The organism is Microbulbifer sp. MKSA007, assembly GCA_032615215.1.
GTDB lineage: Bacteria > Pseudomonadota > Gammaproteobacteria > Pseudomonadales > Cellvibrionaceae > Microbulbifer.
This window is the reverse complement of the sequence record CP128433.1, coordinates 439,134-456,483: the sequence shown is the minus strand read 5'-3', so window position 1 is coordinate 456,483 and position 17,350 is coordinate 439,134. Positions and strand designations below refer to the sequence as shown.

At 53.5% G+C, this 17,350-nt stretch carries 13 protein-coding genes; 3 read left to right on the top strand and 10 right to left on the bottom strand.

Features of this window, described 5'->3' with window-relative positions; all coding sequences use genetic code 11:
* The first annotated feature begins 177 nt into the window (after nucleotides 1–177).
* The 3 genes from QT397_04705 (at nucleotide 178) to QT397_04695 (ending at nucleotide 5,264) form a co-directional block, all read left to right on the top strand.
* A complete protein-coding gene (locus QT397_04705; protein ID WNZ56668.1) occupies nucleotides 178–1,041 on the top strand; it encodes a Stp1/IreP family PP2C-type Ser/Thr phosphatase in 864 nt (287 codons plus the stop codon).
* Between the two features lie 23 nt (nucleotides 1,042–1,064).
* Nucleotides 1,065–4,148 carry a DUF6531 domain-containing protein gene (locus tag QT397_04700; protein WNZ56667.1) on the top strand — a complete coding sequence of 1,028 codons (3,084 nt, stop codon included), beginning with the start codon at nucleotides 1,065–1,067 and terminating at the stop codon, nucleotides 4,146–4,148.
* Between the two features lie 93 nt (nucleotides 4,149–4,241).
* Nucleotides 4,242–5,264: a succinylglutamate desuccinylase/aspartoacylase family protein gene (locus QT397_04695; protein ID WNZ58497.1), complete on the top strand. Its 1,023-nt coding sequence runs from the start codon at nucleotides 4,242–4,244 to the stop codon at nucleotides 5,262–5,264.
* 7 nt (nucleotides 5,265–5,271) lie between these two features.
* Here the strand turns inward: QT397_04695 and QT397_04690 are convergent, their stop codons facing one another.
* The 10 genes from QT397_04690 to mutL form a co-directional block, all read right to left on the bottom strand.
* Nucleotides 5,272–6,492 carry a lytic murein transglycosylase gene (locus QT397_04690; protein ID WNZ56666.1) on the bottom strand — a complete coding sequence of 407 codons (1,221 nt, stop codon included), beginning with the start codon at nucleotides 6,490–6,492 and terminating at the stop codon, nucleotides 5,272–5,274.
* A 177-nt stretch (nucleotides 6,493–6,669) separates the two neighbouring features.
* Entirely contained in the window at nucleotides 6,670–7,323 is a 654-nt protein-coding gene (locus QT397_04685; GenBank protein ID WNZ56665.1) for a hemolysin III family protein, read from the bottom strand.
* A 141-nt stretch (nucleotides 7,324–7,464) separates the two neighbouring features.
* Nucleotides 7,465–8,787 carry an adenylosuccinate synthase gene (locus QT397_04680; GenBank protein ID WNZ56664.1) on the bottom strand — a complete coding sequence of 441 codons (1,323 nt, stop codon included), beginning with the start codon at nucleotides 8,785–8,787 and terminating at the stop codon, nucleotides 7,465–7,467.
* A 112-nt stretch (nucleotides 8,788–8,899) separates the two neighbouring features.
* Complete coding sequence (locus QT397_04675; protein WNZ56663.1) at nucleotides 8,900–10,093, bottom strand: ATP phosphoribosyltransferase regulatory subunit; 1,194 nt, start codon at nucleotides 10,091–10,093, stop codon at nucleotides 8,900–8,902.
* A 199-nt stretch (nucleotides 10,094–10,292) separates the two neighbouring features.
* Nucleotides 10,293–11,165, bottom strand: a complete 873-nt coding sequence (gene hflC, locus QT397_04670) for a protease modulator HflC (protein WNZ56662.1) — start codon at nucleotides 11,163–11,165, stop codon at nucleotides 10,293–10,295.
* Nucleotides 11,166–11,176: 11 nt separating this feature from the next.
* Complete coding sequence (hflK, locus tag QT397_04665) at nucleotides 11,177–12,331, bottom strand: FtsH protease activity modulator HflK (GenBank protein ID WNZ56661.1); 1,155 nt, start codon at nucleotides 12,329–12,331, stop codon at nucleotides 11,177–11,179.
* A 186-nt stretch (nucleotides 12,332–12,517) separates the two neighbouring features.
* Nucleotides 12,518–13,828, bottom strand: coding sequence for a GTPase HflX (hflX, locus tag QT397_04660; GenBank protein WNZ56660.1), 1,311 nt, complete (start codon nucleotides 13,826–13,828; stop codon nucleotides 12,518–12,520).
* Nucleotides 13,829–13,959: 131 nt separating this feature from the next.
* Nucleotides 13,960–14,244: an RNA chaperone Hfq gene (gene hfq, locus QT397_04655; protein ID WNZ56659.1), complete on the bottom strand. Its 285-nt coding sequence runs from the start codon at nucleotides 14,242–14,244 to the stop codon at nucleotides 13,960–13,962.
* 191 nt (nucleotides 14,245–14,435) lie between these two features.
* A complete protein-coding gene (gene miaA / locus QT397_04650) occupies nucleotides 14,436–15,359 on the bottom strand; it encodes a tRNA (adenosine(37)-N6)-dimethylallyltransferase MiaA (protein ID WNZ58496.1) in 924 nt (307 codons plus the stop codon).
* Between the two features lie 70 nt (nucleotides 15,360–15,429).
* Complete coding sequence (gene mutL / locus QT397_04645; GenBank protein WNZ56658.1) at nucleotides 15,430–17,316, bottom strand: DNA mismatch repair endonuclease MutL; 1,887 nt, start codon at nucleotides 17,314–17,316, stop codon at nucleotides 15,430–15,432.
* Nucleotides 17,317–17,350: the final 34 nt, after the last annotated feature.

Genomic DNA, 17,350 nt, shown 5'->3' with positions numbered 1-17,350 from the left:
CCTTTTTTAGCTGGCTTAAAGCCTTTTCTGTAGAGAGGTAAGGCTCTTATTATCGCAAATCAGTGAAAAGTATTTCAAACTTGGTATGCGAGCAAGTTAACATTAGCCTCGGTGATCGGTTGTAATAATATTACGCCGCATTGTATTGCTTTTTATTAAAGGGGAGTTGCACCAGACATGGATCAAATTAGTCTGGCGGTCAACGGGCGCACTGACATTGGTCAGGTTCGTGAGGAAAACGAAGATAGCATTCGCTGGTACGCGTCGGCGGAGCAGCCTTTTGCCTATATTGTGGTAGCCGACGGGATGGGCGGTTACACCGGTGGCGCCACCGCCAGTAAAATTGCAGCTGAGACGGTTCAAGCCCATCTCGATGACCTGCTGAAACACACTTTTTTCTCCTGCACGTCTGAACAGCAACAGCTTATATTGCGCGCCACCCTTATCGACGCAGTCAACAGCGCAAATACAGCTCTAATCAATACCAAAAACCTGAACCCCCAGTTTTCCAATATGGGAACAACTTTGGTTGCCGCGGTCATGTGGCGCGACTTTTTAATCGTTGCACATATTGGCGATTCTCGCGCATACCTGTGGAACAATTATGGATTGCAGCGCCTTACACGAGATCACAGCGTTGTACAGGAGATGATTGATTCAGGTCAATTAACCCCCGAGCAAGCCAAAGAGTCCAATGTCCGCAACCATATTACCCGTGCCTTGGGGGTTTCCAGCAGTGTAGAGGCGGATATAAATAGCTGGAAACTCACGCAAAACGCACTCCTTTTGTTATGTAGCGACGGGCTCACTGAATATCTTGATGATCATGCGATAGAGCGCGTACTGGCCACTCATCGTCCGGCATTAGAGTGTGTATATCGTTTTATTGACGATGCTAATCGCCTAGGTGGGCGCGACAATATTACTGCAGGAATATTGGAATATTCTTCACAATCATTGCGTCAAATACTCCCCCACGAACAAAGTGTTACCGAACGTCCCAGTTCTTCTGACGTAACAATTAGAAAGTTACACCGCTAATTTGATTTACCGGATACTGTAATATGACACCGGAACGTCTAACCCAGCTAATACCTAACTTACTCAATACGCTTACCCCTCCGACAATTACTCTTTCTCATGAGAGCCCTGCATCGGCTGTGCGCTGGCTCTCTCAGGTCGAACATACTTTAAAAAACATCTCATCCACTCCAGTGAGTGAGGGCTTTTGGCCAAAGCTGCCAAGTATCACGTCTAATCGCTTTAGTATCGATTCAGCACCAATATTACCCCTCCTGTATGAAGCTGAAGACAACCCCACGCAATTCACCAATACCCCTGGTATTAACCCCGAGAACGAGGTGGTACCAGCTTTAGATCGTTGCCATCGAATTAACGGGCACGTCGTTACCGCAACAGGGGAAGTCGCTTTCGAGCGAACAGACGTACTTATTCCTGGACCGCTGCCGTTTGAATGGAAACGATATTTTCGCTCCTCTCTCAATGAGGATACTGGCATTGGTGTGGGCTGGCGGCACTCTCTCAGTGAAAAGCTTGTTGTACACGATAACGTTGTAAAGCTGGTTACTGCCGAAGGGAGGTCTGTAAAATTCAAATTACCCGCCATTGGTCACGGGTGCTACAACCGCTTTGAGCGGTTGATGTTATTCAGGCAAAGCCTGCACAGTTATCGATTGACGACATTCAATCAGCATCACAAAATATTTCGCGCTGATGGTGTAAATAGCGCTCTACCACTTGTAGAAATCAGGGATCAATTTGGTAACGCCATAACAATCGACTATCAGGAGGGCCTGCCTAAGAAAATGGTCAGCTCCTGGGGTCGTGTTGTTGAATTTAACTGCCAGAACGGTCATATCCATAATTTAATAAATAGCCACGCTGCCGAAGGTCAAAGCGACCTCTGCAACTACAATTATCAAGATGGTCAACTACTCGAAAGTTGTAGCGGCCTTAAAAGAGAAAGATACCAATATAACAATACACAGTTGGTACAGTTAAATAATAGCCAATCTGGAATTCATCAATTTACCTACGATACACACGACCGGTGCCAGCTAATACAGTCCAATGAATTAATCACCAGTCTTAACTGGCACGCAAGTCATAATACCTGCACGATCGAGTCAGAGCTGTCCGGTCCCATTTATATACGCTTTAACAAGTTCGGCCAGAGAATTTCTGAACAGCAGCAATCTCGTAGCCTTAGCTGGCTTTTTGATTCCTACGGTAATCTCAGTGAAGAAATTCAGGCCAACGGCCATAGGCTTTTCTTCCGTCACGATGAATTCGGCCGGCTTGTCCGATCCACCTCTCACAATATTAGTAATCGATATCTCTATGACGATCGCGGCTATTTACAAGCGGCAGTTATCAATGGAGAGACCCTATGGCAATACAAGTTTAACGAGAAGGGACGCCCAGAACGTATTGTCGACCCGGCAAAACATGTTTGGCTGTTTCTCTATACAGATAGGGGGCAGATCACACAGATTCAGGACCCAGAGGGAGGCAAAGTGGACTTCAGCTGGGATGGGCAAGGCCAGCTGCAGTCCGTTCGTAGAGACGATAAAGTCCTGAGCTTTGAGTACGACCACTGGCAACGAATCACTTCGCTTAAGATGAATGGCGAAGTATGGCGTGAGTGGAGTTATGGCAATGCGGGTGAATTGCGTGAAGCCCACCTGGGTATTCACCAGTACGGTCTGGACTACTCTGAACGCGGCCTGCCCAATGCCATCCACGGAGACAGTGGACAGAGTATTCTTTGTGATTATGACAACGCGGGCCGCCCGTGCCATATCAATTTCGCTGATGGTAACAACTGGGAATTAATCTACAGCCCAAGGGATGAACTCACCTGCCTGGAGAGCCCCGTAGGGAATTACTACTGGGAATATGATCACTACGGGCAATTAGTCAGCCACAAGGCACCACAGGATCGATCTTGGCGTTGGCATTACAATATAGACGGCAGCCTGCATGAATATTGTGATAATGACTCTCGCTGGTACTTCAATTATAACAACAGCGGTGTATTAACCGGTATTCGCAATAACAGTGGCCAAAATAGTGAGTTCCACTACGACCAACACAACAGGCTGGTACAGGCAGATAATGCCCTTTCCTCAGTGCGCTTTAAATACGACAGCCGCGGTCGGGTAACCGCAGAGCATCACGACAGCGCCGATATCCGGGATTTCAGCCTTCAGTATCAATATGACAAACGCGGCTGGTTAAAGAGTGCCAGCTCCGACAATCTCGACTTGTCTTATACATTCGCCCCTTGTGGAGCCCTGTATGGTATCGATGCCAATGGTGAAGCCATTGTTCGCACCGAATCCAAAGGCCAAGATATCCTTCAGGTTCAAGGGGAGGTTCGCAGTAATCACAAATATTTATTTGGGCGCCTGGTAGGTATGGAGTCAGGTCAAGCACTTTCCTGGCACTTCGATAAATCCCCTCCCCTGCAAATGACCAACCCGCTGCGGGCACAGCAAAGTCCGACTCAACCTCAAACAGAAAGTGACAAGCGCGGCAATATTATTAGTGAAAGCAACATACCAGGCCGCAAGGATTATCAATACCAGTACGACGGCTGGGGCCTGATGAGCCACGCGGAGTGCGGGGAATTTAAAACCTATTTCCGCTACGACCCCTTCGGTCGGCGGTTAAGCAAGACATGTACCCACCGAAAATCAACCCGCCAGCGCCGCGTTGTCACTATTTGGAGCAGCCTGGGTATCTGGGGGGAAATTCACAATATTGACGGCAAGTCCCGAGGTTTAAGCCATTGGATTCACCAACCTCAAACCAATGCCATTCTCTGCCAATGGACTGCCGACAATATCGAGCATTACCTTTCCAACCCCGACGGCAAGCCACTCGCGATTTTTGATACCCAAGGTGCCGCTCAGTGGTCACAAGGTGGGGAGGCTGGAGAGAAAGGAAAAGACCCCCACAATCAAGGGCCGAGTGCCTGGCGGGGAACTAACTTGCTCGCGGATGTAGAGACTGGGCTGTGGTACCACCCCTCAGGCTACTGGAGCCCTGCCCTCGGTATCTGGCTAAATGGGGACCGCTCTCATAACCTGGCGACTTCTGCCCAATCAATCGGGCAGCTGTAGCGAAGTACTCGGGCAGCTGCATCAACATTTGCTGCCCGGGTCAACTCTTATCTGCCTATACACTATGGGTATATCTATTTGCCTATGAGTGTTATGGAAGAGCGCTCGGATTTTGAGATCGGCGGGGTCCATGTCGCCAGGGGCGAGTCCTGCCATATTGATCTGCCCGTTGTGCGGCTTTACACAAGCACAGAAATGGCAATCCCAGTTTATGTGCAGCGCGGTAAAAAAGATGGTCCCAAGATGTTCGTTTGTGCCGCCATACACGGTGACGAACTCAACGGTATTGAAATAATAAGCCGACTTATCCAAAGCGGCCGCCTGAAGTCATTGCGCGGGACCCTGGTTGCAGTTCCAATGGTTAATGTTTACGGGGTACTGCAGCACACCCGCTATCTACCTGACAGGCGCGACCTAAACCGCTCATTCCCAGGTTCGGCAAAGGGGTCTCTCGCCGCACGTATGGCTCACGTCTTCCTCAAGGAAATAGTCACCAAATGCGACTATGGCATCGACTTACACACAGGAGCCGTACATCGCAGTAACCTCCCCCAAATTCGCGCTAACTTGGACGATGAGCAAACCCGAAAACTCGCCAAGGCCTTTGGTGTTCCCGTGCTACTCAACGCTTCTATTCGCGATGGATCCCTGCGCCAAGCAGCCGCGGATCTCGGGGTAAGAGTATTACTTTATGAAGCTGGTGAAGCCCTGCGCTTTGATGAACTCAGTATCCGCGCCGGTGTTAAAGGTGTGATCAATATGATGAAGCACTTGGAGATGTTGCCGCAAACCCGGAAGACAAATGTGATAGAGCCATTTGTTGCTCGACGCAGCGGTTGGCTTCGCGCGGGGGATAGCGGCATCGCCAATCATCTTAAGGCACTCGGGGATCAGGTCTACCGGGGCGACCTATTGGCGACCATTGCAGATCCATACGGCCAGGAACTGGACCAACTGATCTGCAATGAGGATGGAATCATTATTGGGCGACAGAATATCCCTCTGGTCCAGGAAGGCGAGGCGATGTATCACATCGCCTACTTCCGTGAACCCGAGGGTGTTGTCGAGAATCTGGAGCTACTCCAGGATACGCTCCTACCGGATGAGAACTTTTAGGGAGTCTCTATTGTTTCTTCAACAACTCCAGGACTTCCTTGCTCGGGTAACCCTGAACTTCAACGCCGGCACTCTTTTCAAATTCACTCACCGCTTTGCGGGTACCCGGACCTGCCTTGCCATCAATTTCTCCGGTGTAAAACCCTTTTTGTTTGAGAAACTTCTGCAACTCTTCCACTTGAACACTATCCAGTGGAGTAAATGGGCGCTTCCAATCATTTACCAAAGGCGCACCGCCGCCAATCCGGTCTGCCAACAGGCCTATAGCTATCGCATAGCGATCTGAATTGTTGTAACGCTTGAGAACAAAGAAGTTCTTGAACACTAAAAATGCCGGGCCATTGCGGCCGTCTGGTAACTTTAATTCGGCAATGGCTTTCTTGCTGGGAAAGGGCTCCCCATTGGCGCGTGTGACACCGAGCTTCTCCCATTCGGCTACCGACATTTTCCCTGCAGGCATTTTACGAGCGGGTATATTGACCTCATACCCCCAGGGTTTACCTCGCTGCCAGCCATTACTGGATAGCAAATTGGCAGCGGTAGCGAGTGCATCCGGAATAGAATTCCAAATATCCCGTTTACCATCACCATCGATATCCACCGCATAGGCTTGGTAGCTGGTAGGGATAAATTGAGTATGCCCCATAGCTCCGGCCCACGAGCCCAATAGGTGCTGGCCCTCAATATCACCGGCCTGCAAGATTTTTAGTGCAGCCAGCAACTGCTGTCGGCCAAACTTTTTGCGCTGGGGATCCGCATAGGCCAGTGTTGCCAGGGAGCGAATGACACTGCGCATTACCTTATCGTTGCCGAGGATGCCTCCAAAGCTGGACTCCACAGACCAGATCGCCAGCAGGATATTGGGGTCCACCCCAAAGCGTTTCTGGATCTTATCCAGCCAGGGCTTCATTTTCTCCTTTTCCCGCTTGCCTCGCTCAATCGCTCTCTTTTGCACCCGGTTATCAAAGTATTGCCACACCGGCGCTTTGAATTCAGGCTGATAGGCTGCACGATCCAGAACCCATTGGTCTGGAGAAGTGATTCCTTTAAAAGCTTGGTCGTAAACCTCCGCAGAGATTCCACTCTTAATCGCGGTTTTGCGGAACTCCTTTACCCATTGTTCGAAGGCCGGATCGGCTTTCTCTTGTGCATGGGTATTGGAAGCCAGGAGAACTGCGCTTATCACGAGGATGGCAGACAGATATTGAAACCATTGCAATTTGGGCATGGAGTTACCTTCGACACAACTTTTGCTCGCTCAAGGGTAGAACGAGCCACTCTTATCCGAAAGGTGGATTGGCTGGTAACCGTTGAACTTCCCACCCACTATTAAACTGGACAGTCACATGAGAGGAAAGTTCGTGCTGCTCACCTTTAGGGTGAGCTCCGCCGCAAAACGGGAAGATTAGGGAATGACGTAAAACAGCACCGCAAAGAAGTGCAATATACCGCCCGCCAGCACAAAGAGATGCCAAATTGCATGGTGGAAGCGCAGGCTGCGCCAGAGGTAAAAAGCGATTCCGCCGGTGTAGCAGAGACCACCGAGAACTAACAGCCACAAACCGCCAGTTTCTAGGCTATCCGACAGCGGCTTGATAGCAGCCACCACGACCCATCCCATCAAGGCACTGAGAGTGATAGACAGAGCTCGAATCTTCTTCAGCGGAGTGAACTGAATAATCAATCCGATCAGCGCGAGCCCCCAAATAATACCGAACAGCCACCAACCCCAAGGGCCCCTCAGGGTAACCAGGGTGAAGGGAGTATAGGTTCCAGCAATCAATAGAAAGATTGACGAGTGGTCCAGGGTCCGCAGTATCGCTTTGGCGCCGATATGGCTGACTGCGTGGTACAGCGTGGAGGCTAGGAAACAGAGTATCAGGGTGGAGGCATAAACGCTGGAGCTGACAATATGCCAGGCGTCCCCGCGCAGGGCAGCAAATCCGGTCAATACACCCAGACCGGCAATCGCCAGAAGAGCTCCAACACCATGTGTCACACTATTGGCGATCTCTTCAGCAAAACTGTAACGACTGGCAACGGAAACAGAAGATGACATAAATTAGCCCGGTTAAATTCAGGTCATAAGCCTGCGTGTAGTGCACGACCAATAACTTGGAACAGGTCTAATGATCAGAGGCCTCACTTAAAATAGCAAGGCCATCACCAGACTGCACATTCACAACCGGGCGGTCAGGGCTTAAACGCTAGCGTTGTGAATACCCATTTCGCACAAAGCGGAAGATTCGCGAACAATAGTTTCGTTGCGATCGGGGCCTGTAGAAACAATGTCTACCGGAGCGCCCACCAGCTCTTCGATTCGAGCAATATAGGCGCGTGCATTGGCCGGCAAATCCGCTTCACGACGCACACCGACAGTGTTCTCTGTCCAACCGGGCATAGACTCATAAACCGGCTCGACACCTTCCCAACCTGCCGCATCAAATGGTACTGGGACTTCTTCACCAGCGCTGTTGCGGTAGCCCACACAAACCTTTACCTCCTTGAGGCCATCGAGAACATCCAGTTTGGTCAGGCACAGGCCAGAAATACTGTTGATTCGGATCGCGTGGCGCACAGCAACAGCGTCAAACCAACCGGTGCGGCGCTGGCGGCCAGTAGTAGCGCCAAACTCGTGACCTTTTTCACCCAGGTGACGACCAACTTCGCAGTCCAGCTCGGTAGGGAATGGGCCACCGCCAACGCGGGTGGTGTAGGCCTTGGTAATGCCCAATACATAATCCAGGTACAGAGGACCAAAACCAGAACCAGTAGCGGTACCGCCAGCAGTGGTATTAGAGGAGGTTACGAACGGGTAGGTACCGTGGTCAATATCCAGCAGGGAACCCTGGGCGCCTTCGAACAGGATATGCTCTCCGTTCTCGCGCGCTTTGTGCAGGTGGTCGGCAACGTCGGTGATCATCGGCACCAGTTGCTCACGCCAGATCTTGGCCTGCTCAACGGTGTCCTCATAACTGACCGGGTCAACTTTGTAGTATTCAGTCAGGGCGAAGTTGTGGTAATCAATCAGCTCTTTCAGCTGGTGGCAGAAGTTATCCCAGTTGCACAGATCACCCAGACGAAGACCGCGACGAGCAACTTTATCTTCGTAAGCGGGACCAATACCGCGACCTGTAGTACCGATCGCTTTGGCGCCGCGTGCTTTTTCACGGGCCTGGTCGAGGGCAACATGCACAGGCAAGATCAGCGGACACGCCGGGGAAAGACGCAGGCGCTCGCGCACAGGAACTTCGCGCTCTTCCAGCTCAGCCATCTCTTTCAGCAGCGCCTCCGGGGAGAGCACCACACCATTACCGATCAAGCAGGTTACGCTGGGGCGCAGGATACCGGAGGGAATCAGGTGCAGTACGGTTTTTTCGCCATCGATAACCAGGGTGTGGCCCGCATTGTGACCACCCTGGAAACGCACTACTAGCGAGACCTTCTCGGTTAGCAAATCGACAATCTTGCCCTTGCCCTCATCGCCCCACTGGGTACCTAGTACTACTACGTTCTTGCCCATCTGTATAAATCTCTAAACTCAGGTTTTTCTCTGCGGGAGCCGGGGCCCCACATAAATGGATGTCTGCGGGTAGGCCCGCGCGATAATAGGCACATCCACTGCGCCCGAAAAATCAGTCTCGTGGTTTTACTACCCACGAATCACCCTCAGCAACCAACTCGCGGTCACAGCGGGAATCCAGTTCACTATCGGCACCACCAGCGAGAGCTGTGATGACCACTTCGCCTTGAGCCCGCAGCTCGTGAATCGCCTTCCACAGTTCAGCGCCCTGGGAGCCTCTGACATCTGGCGCCAGTATCGCAGCGCCCTCTTCAACGGCGGCGCTGCCCAGATTACTCAATGCCACCAGGTCACTACTGAAGCCTGTTGCTGGGCGATCGCGCCCAAACACGGCTCCGATACCGTTGTAGCGTCCACCGTTGGCCAATGCCTGGCCGTGGCCCGGTGTGTAGGCGGCGAATACCAGACCTGTTTCATAGTCGTAGCCGCGTACTTCACTCAAATCGAAGAACAGTGTCACCTCTGGATAACGCTCATTCAGAGCCTCAGCTACCTGCCTCAAATCGGAGACTGCCGCCAACAAATTTTGCGGGGCTCCAGAAAAGAGTTCACGAGCCTTATCCAGGCATTCCCGTCCCCCAACCAGCCCCGGGAGTGCCTTCAGCCACTCGGCAGCCTTCTGGTCGCCAACATTCTCCTCGACCCACTCGCACAGATCAGCAGTCGCCTTGCTCTGTAACATTGCCAACAGGGCGCTGCGCTGCTCGTCATTGAGGCCCGCCGCTTCAACCAGACTCTGGTAAATCGCGACGTGGCCCAGGTCCAGGTGCACTTGGCTGACACCCGCTACCTGAAGGCTTTGCAGCATCAGCGAGATCACCTCGAGGTCTGCACCGAGGTTGTCCACACCAAACAGTTCGGCACCAACCTGTATCGGCGCTCGCGAACCCATCGGGGTTCGCGGCTTGGTGTACACCACCTGACCGGCATAGCAGAGGCGGTTAGCGCCTCTGCGGGGAAAGCTGTGGGCATCGATCCGGGCAGTCTGCGGAGTCATATCCGCGCGTATACCCAAAGTGCGACCAGATATCTGGTCGGTGACCTTAAAGGTGCTCAGATCTACATCATGGCCCATCCCAATCAGGAGGGACTCGGTGAATTCCAACATCGGCGGTATCACCAACTCGTACCCCCAACAGTGGTAGAGGTCCAGTAGTTGGCGGCGCAGAGTCTCCAATTGCACGGCATCCGCAGGCAGAATTTCTGCAATGCCATCCGGTAACATCCAGCGATCGGCTTGAGTCATGATGAAATGAATTCGTCAGCGAAGAAATTGCGGTGCCACAGCGCTTGCCACAAACGAGCCGCAGCACTTCCCACAAAAAAACCGGGCTGGGCCCGGTTTGCGTGATTTTAGCATCAAGTGCTAACAGGAAGGTAGGGTTATCGAATCTAACCCGGCGCCTATAGCACCAGTTGCCCAGTGCTACACAGCATTTTCAGCCCTACTCTCCTTTCGGGTCTTTCAGGTAGCGGAAGAATTCGCTATCTGGATCGACCAGCAGCATATCTGACTTGCTCCGGAAGGACTCCTTATAAGCCTGCAGACTGCGGGTAAAGCGGTAAAACTCCGGATTCTTGCTGTAGGCCGCAGCGTAAATAGCTGCCGCCTCTGCATCACCCGCACCGCGTAACTCTTCCGCCTGGCGGTAGGCCTCAGACTCAATCACCACTCTTTGGCGATTGGCATTAGCCTTGATACGCTCACTGGCCTCCTGACCCTTGGCGCGATGATCCCGCGCCTCCAGCTCACGGCCAGCGCGCATACGCTGGAACACAGACTCGGAGACTTCCGGTGGCAGGTCAATCCGCTTGACGCGCACATCAATCACATGCACTCCCAGGTCATCCTGAGCCACCTTATTCAGGTTCTTGGTGATCTCCGCCATCAACTCATCGCGCTCGCCACTGACTACCTCATGCAGATCGCGCACACCAAACTCGTTCCGGAGCTGATCATTGATCCGCTCCGACAGCAGGCGCACCGCATTGCGATCGTCACCACGAGTGGCGATATAAAACTTATCCACATCAGAGATTCGATATTTGGCATACGAATCAACCATCATGAATTTGTTTTCACTGTTGAGCATACGAACGGGGCTGGAATCCACCGTCTGAATACGCGCATCAAACTTGCGCAACCTTTCCGCAAAAGGGATTTTGAAGTAGAGACCCGGCTCGGTGTAGGTGCGCACCAGCTCACCAAAGCGCAGTAACACGGCTTTTTCAGTCTCTTTCACTACAAAGGCGCTGGAAGAAAGTACCAGTACTCCAACCAGGATGACAACAATGATACCCAGTGTTTTGTTATTCATATCATCCCCTCCTAGCGAATAGTCTGACTGCGACGGGTGCTGGCGTCATCCCGACGAAGGCGCTCAATAACACGCTGATAGACTTCCTCAATCATTACAGGCGAGGTGTCCTGGCTTTGGGCTGCTCGCGCTGCTCCAGCGCCGCCTTGTGCCAATTTATCTAGTGGCAGGTACATCATGTTATTGCCGCCCTCGACATCCACCATCACCTTGGAGGTGTTGGCCATCACGTCCTGTACCGCATCCAGGTAGAGACGCTCGCGGGTAACTTCCGGGGCACGCTCATATTCAGCCAGCAGTTTCTCAAAGCGCACAGCTTCACCTCGGGCACTCTCGATGACGCGGGCTTTGTATGCCTCGGCCTCTTCGATAATGCGCTGAGCCTGACCGCGGGCAACCGGGATTATCTGGTTAGCATCAGCCTGAGCTTCATTTTGCAGACGCACCTCGTCCTCACGGGCTTTGGTTACATCGTCAAACGCATCCTGCACTTCGCGCGGCGCCTTAGCATCAGTCAGGTTAACCACATCAATGCGTATACCGGTCTGGTACAGGTCCAGATATTCCTGTAATCGTTCCTGCGTATCGGCAGATACTTGGGTCCGGTTCTGGGAAATCACACCGTTTAAAGTGAGAGAGCCCACCACGTGACGAAGGGCGCTGTCGGTGGCTTCCTGCAAGCTCTTCACCGGATCGCGAACACGCAGTACAAAAGACTCAGCATCCCCAACCTGCCACTGCACAGTGAGTACCACTTCTACGATATTGGCGTCTTCGGTCAGCATCTGACCGGTAGTGCGCTCGGTACGCACCTCAGTCATATTGACCTTGGTGACGTTATCGATAAGCGGCGGATTCCAGTGCAGGCCAGCAGATTCCGTGGAGTGGTATTTGCCCAGGCGCAAAACAACCGCCTGTTCGTTGGCGTTGACCTGGTAAATCCCCAGGCCGCCATAAATCAATACGGCGAGACCAATAACCAGTACCCAGGGAAATTTGACAGAGTCGCCACTTGGGCTGCCGCTGCCACCACCACCAAACAGGCCACCTAGTTTCTGCTGAATTTTTCGCAGTAGTTCATCGAGATCGGGCGGGCCTCCGTTATTGCGGTTACCGCCACCACCCCAGGGGTCTTTATTGTTACCACCCGGCTCATTCCAGGCCATTTAACTTACTCCAACTATGATCACTTAATCTTTTACTTCGGCGGATTCTAGCATCCATTGCCGACAAAATATTGCCGACAGGCCCTAGCCTGAGGCAAGTGGGCAGTCTGCGGAGACCAACCCCGAACAAATTCGACTAAAGGTCGCAATATGACCTGAATTTTAAAATCAATGTTTATACGACAACTACTCAGCAATGGGTTCTTCCAAAACCCATTCCGGCGCGTCATTGCCAGCAATATGTGGCGCCAGCAGACGCTGGAAATCACTACGCGGCAATAATATTTGCAATTCGCAGTCACCATTGTCGCGATAGACTTCCGACTGTACCGCATTAATTTCAAATAGCTGCGCTCGCAGTCTGGACTGATGAGGCTTCACTACCAGTTGCCCGCGCACCATTTGCTCGCCCAGGCGCTCGGCAATAGCCTCAATTAAAAGTTCACAACCCGCGCCTGTTACCGCAGAGAGCCAAACTGCCCGGGGTACACCCTGATCATCCCGGTCTATACGCGGTTCAAAATCTGCCAGCAGGTCAATTTTGTTATAAACCACCAGTTGCGGCAGTTCTGAAGCATCAATTTCCTCCAGAACCGTTTGCACCTCTTCCATCAGGTGTAACCGATCATCTGCCGCAGCGTCCACCACATGTAGAAGCAACGTCGCACTGGCGGCTTCTTCCAGGGTTGCCCGGAATGCCTCTACCAGTTTATGCGGCAAGTGAGAGACAAATCCCACCGTATCAGCCAATACCATGGCGCCAACATTGGGTAATTCAACCCTGCGCATGGTCGGGTCGAGGGTGGCAAACAATTGGTCCCTGACATAGACATCTGCATCGGTCAGGCGATTAAACAGGGTCGACTTGCCCGCATTGGTGTAGCCAACCAGAGATACGGTGGCCATTTCTGCCCGGGAACGCGCGCGGCGCCCCTGCTCCCGCTGGCGGCGTACCTTTTCCAGCCGCTTCTCGATGGAGTCTATGCGCGCGCGCAGCAATCGCCGGTCTGTCTCCAACTGGGTTTCTCCGGGCCCACGCAAGCCGATACCACCCTTTTGCCTCTCCAGGTGGGTCCAACCTCGCACCAGCCGCGTTGCCATATGGCGCAGCTGGGCCAATTCCACCTGAAGCTTACCCTCGTGAGTTCGCGCACGCTGGGCAAAAATATCCAGAATAAGTCCTGTGCGATCCAGCACCCGGCACTTTAATTCGCGCTCAATATTGCGCTCCTGACTCGGAGACAGGATGTGATCAAAGATAACCAAGGCGGCTTCCTGATCTTTGACCACCTGGCGAATCTCCTCCAACTTACCTCGGCCAACAAAGGTCTTTGGGTCTGGAGTGGCGCGCTGGCCGAAAATAAAACTGACAGGATCTGCTCCGGCAGATAGGGCCAACTCCTCAAATTCACGAGGGTCGTCGGGACTGTCGATGGCGGAGAGTTCTAGGTGTACCAGTACTGCGAGCTCACCGGATTCCGGTCGATCGAAAAACAATGGGAATTCTCTATTGCGAAAAGGGCGCGATAAGCCCTGACTGAGGTGACAACCGGCAAGCCCTGCAAGGGGCTCACCGAGCTGCTGGCGCCCCGGCAAAACGGGGGGCAGGTGAAATTGATACGGATCTTTTAGCTAAAGGATTCGCGCTCACCGCCTTCACCATTACCCTCGCCGCCGTGCTGGGCTGCGGGATTCAATAGCGGTACGCGCACTGCACGCGACGGAACAACCGTAGAAATGGCGTGCTTATACACCATTTGGCTCACAGTATTTTTGAGTAACACCACGAACTGGTCGAAGGATTCAATTTGCCCTTGGAGCTTGATGCCGTTTACCAGATAGATAGAAACCGGAATACGCTCTTTGCGCAATACGTTGAGGTAAGGGTCTTGTAAGCTGTGCCCTTTTGACATCTTTTTTCTCCTTGTCAAAAAGCTGAATGCGGTATGCAGGCCGCAATCGCACCCGCGAAGAGCGCGGATCAAAAAACGACTGAGGTTGAATACGCGTATAAGTAGTGTAGTAGCGAGCCGGAAAAGGCCGGACTCTGTGAAAACTGACTGAACGGGCTTGTCGTTTAATAGCCCAACCACGTTATGGATGCTTAAGCGAGAAATTTCAAGGCTTCAGCCAATATTTCGTCATTCTCACGCACCCCACCTTGCTCATCCTGAGTGTACAAAGTTAGCAGGTCTGGCCAGCGCCGCAGCCAGGTTAACTGGCGCTTGGCAAGCTGCCTCGTCGCCGCAATTCCAGCGGCCACCATATCATCGTAATCGGTTTGGCCTTGCAAGTGTTGCCAAACTTGTCGATATCCCACCGCGCGAATTGCCGGTAAGTCCTCGTGCAGGTCTCCTCGGTCCAGCAGACCCTTGACTTCATCAATAAAGCCCGCCGCTAGCATCTTGCGAAAACGCAGTTCGATGCGCTGGTGAAGCAGGGAGCGATCGCGGGGCATAATGGCCATCTGGCACACCTGGTACTGCTCCTGTATTCCCCCAGCTTCCTGCTCGCGACGCAACTGCGAAAGCGGAACACCGGTGAGGCGGTAAACTTCCAGCCCCCTTTCGATACGCACCGAATGGTTGGGATGTAGCTCTGCCGCCAACTGCGGGTCCACCTGGGCCAGCTCTGCATGCAATGCGGGCCACCCTTCACGCTCTGCGCGAGCTTCTATTTCTGCTCTCACCGCTGCGTCCGCCTCAGGCAATTTTGCCATGCCTTCCAACAGAGCACGGAAATACAACATAGTTCCGCCAACCAGTAATGGCACTTTACCAGCAGCGCTAATTTCTGCCATAGCTTCCAGCGCATCTTTGCGGAAACGACCTGCCGAATAGGACTCAGACGGGTCACAGATATCGATCAAGCGGTGAGGGTATGCTGCTAGCTCTTCTACTGAGGGCTTGGCCGAGCCGATATCAAGGCCTCGATATACGAGAGCGGAATCAACACTGATTAATTCCACGGGCAAACGATCGGCGAGCGCCATGGCCAGATCCGTTTTGCCGGAGGCCGTTGGACCCATCAAGAAAATTACACGGGGCTGATCACCCGGCAAGCTGTTATTCAAACTACCACCCACTTCTGCCGCGTACCTATTGGCCGCGCATAAACCACTTATCCATATCTGCCAGTTTAACCTGGGTCCAGGTCGGGCGACCGTGGTTACACTGGCCACTGCGCTCCGTGCGTTCCATGTCCCGCAACAGAGCATTCATTTCCGGGATTGTCAGGCGTCGATTTGCGCGAACAGAACCGTGACAAGCCATTGTCCCCAGCACTTCGTTGATACGCTCACCAATACGGGCGCTGTCGCCTTCGCCGAGCAGGTCTGAGAGTACATCGCGCACCAGCTGTTCCACTTCCGCGCCGTGTAGCATTGTGGGTACCTGGCGCACCAGCAAAGTCTCCGGGCCGGCCCGCTGCAATACGAAACCAAGCGCGGTAAACACCTCGCTGCGCTCCTCGAAGCAGTCCGCTTCCCGCTGGCTGACGGCCAGGCTTACAGGAACCAGAAGGGGCTGAGCCTGGATTCCACCGGCCGCATAAGCCACTTTCATCTGCTCATAGACAATGCGCTCATGGGCAGCGTGCATATCGACAACAACCATCCCGTGCTCGTTTTGCGCGAGAATATAGATTCCGTGCAACTGCGCCAGGGCAAAGCCCAGCGGCGGCACTTCTGATTCGCTTTCAATGCTCGCACCGGCCCCTATGGTCGCCCCGGAAGACGCTTGGGGCACAGACACTGGCCGGCTGCTAGGGGCATCCTGCAGCTGTTGTGTCGCCGGAGATGAGTCCTCATACGGTTGGTGCAGAGCGCCGTAAGCATTCATCTGCTCGCGCAAATTTGAGGGCGAGGGGCGATTGCTGAGTGGCATTTTATGCTGCCCGGCAAATTCACCGGCCTGCAAACCCGTGACCTGTTCCTGGCGTTCCTGCTCCGGCTCGCTTTCTGTTTCCTCTTTCTGCCCCGGGCGCACATCCGCCAGGGCCCGATGCAAACTGCCAAACAGGAAGTCATGCACCAGGCGACTATCGCGAAAACGCACTTCGTGTTTGGTCGGGTGCACATTCACATCGACGGAAGCCGGGTCCAGCTCCAGGTAAAGTACAAATGCCGGATGTCGACCGTGGTACAAAACATCGGCGAACGCCCGGCGCACCGCGTGGCTGACCACTTTGTCGCGAATAGCCCGGCCATTGACATAAAAGAATTGTAAGTCGGCCTGGGAGCGCGAGAATGCGGGCTCCGCAACCCACCCCCACAGGCGCAGGCCGCTGCGCTCCACGTCGATATGCAGCGCATTCTGCATAAACGCCGGCCCACACACCTGGGCGACACGGCGCTCCATTTCCACCCGCCCGGTGCCCGCGCGCAGATTATGCACACCCTTGCCGTTGTGGCGCAGGCTGATAGAGACATCAAATCGGGACAGCGCCAAGCGCTTAATCGTCTCGTCAATGCGATTGAATTCTGTTTTTTCTGTGCGCAGGAATTTCCGCCGAGCGGGCGTATTGAAGAACAGGTCGCGCACATCCACCGTGGTGCCACGGGGGTGAGCCGAGGGCGCGAGCTGTGCCTGCATGTCGCGGCCCTCCGCACTTACCTGCCACCCCTTGCCGCTTTCATCGCGGCTGCTGGTCAATGCCAGACGCGCCACCGAGGAAATACTGGCGAGGGCCTCACCGCGAAAGCCCAGGGTGGCCACCGCCTCCAGATCCTCCAAAGCGTGAATCTTGGAAGTCGCATGGCGGGCCAGGGCCATTGGCAGGTCTTCCCGCTCTATGCCCTTGCCGTTATCGCGCACTTTCATGCGCTTGCTACCCCCGCCGTCCACATCGACCTCAAGTCGTGTAGCGCCCGCATCAAGGCTGTTTTCCAGCAACTCCTTGATTACTGATGCCGGGCGCTCAACGACTTCACCAGCCGCGATCTGGTTGGCAAGGCGGGGAGAGAGTTGCTGGATTTTATCGTGCATGAATCTGGCCTGTTAATGCTGCAAGGACCGCTCG